Annotated in this window: 2 protein-coding genes; both read left to right on the forward strand. The window is 59.7% G+C overall.

Translation table 11 applies throughout. From position 1 onward, the window contains the following. Positions 1–1,394, forward strand: a 1,394-nt coding sequence (thiI, locus tag WA145_RS16740; protein WP_422582652.1) for a tRNA uracil 4-sulfurtransferase ThiI, incomplete at its 5' end; no start/stop codon positions are given. A gap of 156 nt (positions 1,395–1,550) precedes the next feature. Further along, positions 1,551–1,758 (forward strand): GTP-binding protein (locus tag WA145_RS16745; RefSeq protein ID WP_422582653.1); only part of this gene is annotated, 208 nt, incomplete at its 3' end.

Genomic DNA, 1,758 nt, shown 5'->3' on the forward strand with positions numbered 1-1,758 from the left:
ACTTTATCCGGCAGCTGGCGAAGAATATTCGCTCGGTTATGCGTGAGTTCGATCCGCAGCTGCAGGTCAGCGGCGTATGGGACAACCTGGAAGTCGAGACCCAGATCAGCGAGGCGAAGACCCTGCAGGCAATGATCGAGCGTTTGCGCTGCACGCCGGGCATCACCCATTTCCTGCAAGTGGATGAATACCCGCTGGGCGATTTCGACGATGTGTTGGACAAGTGCAAGCTGCACTTCGCCGATCAGCTGCCGGGCAAGATCTTCGCCGTACGCTGCAAGCGCGCCGGCAAGCATGCGTTCAGCTCCATGGATATCGAGCGCTACGTCGGCAGCCAGTTGCGCCAGCAGTGCGGTGCTGCCGGCATCTCGTTAAAAGACCCTGACGTGGTGGTGCGCATGGAGATCCGCGACCAGCGCCTGTTCGTCATACATCATCAGCACCAGGGCCTCGGCGGTTACCCGCTGGGCTCGCTGGAGCAGACCCTGGTGCTGATGAGCGGCGGTTTCGATTCCACCGTCGCCGCCTATCAGATGATGCGCCGCGGCCTGGTCACGCATTTCTGCTTCTTCAATCTCGGCGGCCGTGCTCACGAGCTGGGCGTGATGGAAGTGGCGCATTACCTCTGGCAGAAGTTCGGCAGCTCACAGCGCGTGCTGTTTATCAGCGTGCCGTTCGAGGAAGTGCTCGGCGAGATTCTCGGCAAGGTCGACAACAGCCAGATGGGCGTGATCCTCAAGCGTATGATGCTGCGCGCCTCCACGCGCATGGCCGAGCGCCTGCAGATTGATGCGCTGGTTACCGGTGAAGCGATTTCCCAGGTGTCCAGCCAGACCCTGCCGAACCTTGCGGTCATCGATTCGGCCACCGACATGCTGGTGCTGCGTCCGCTGCTGGCCAGCCACAAGCAGGACATCATCGACTGCGCCACGCGCATCGGCACTGCCGAATTTGCCAAGCATATGCCGGAATACTGCGGGGTGATTTCGGTCAACCCGACCACCAAGGCGAAGAAGCTGCGAATCGAGCATGAAGAAAGCCTGTTCGACATGGCCATCCTCGAGCGCGCCCTGGAACGCGCGACCCTGCTGCCGATCGACAAGGTGATCGACGAGCTGGGCAAGGACGTGCAGGTCGAGGAAGTCAGCGAAGCCCTGGCCAGCCACGTGATTATCGATATTCGTCACCCCGATGCCGCCGAAGACGAGCCACTCGTCCTGCCCGGCGTCGAGGTCATGGCGCTGCCGTTCTATGCCCTGAACAGCACGTTCAAGGAACTGGATGAGGCGCGCCAGTACCTGTTGTATTGCGATAAAGGTGTGATGAGTCGTTTGCACGCCCACCACTTGCTGAGTGAGGGGCATGCCAATGTGCGCGTTTATCGTCCGGCATAAGACGCCCGGGTTGAATGGCGGCAGTATCCGCCATCGCCCTCCCGACCTACAGGCGGCGTGATTAACACGCTCACGCCGCCTGGCAGAAAACGCAATTAGTTAATACTCGCCGCCTAGACTAAGCGGCACACCGAATCCTCTGATCGAGATACACACGTGATCGAAAATCTACGCAACATCGCCATCATTGCCCACGTTGACCATGGTAAGACCACCCTGGTAGACAAACTCCTGCGTCAGTCCGGCACCCTTGAGCGCAACGAGCTCAACGACGAGCGCGTGATGGACAGCAACGACCAGGAAAAAGAGCGCGGCATTACCATTCTCGCGAAGAACACCGCGATCAACTGGAATGGCTACCACA

This window comes from Pseudomonas sp., assembly GCF_049301935.1.
GTDB lineage: Bacteria > Pseudomonadota > Gammaproteobacteria > Pseudomonadales > Pseudomonadaceae > Aquipseudomonas.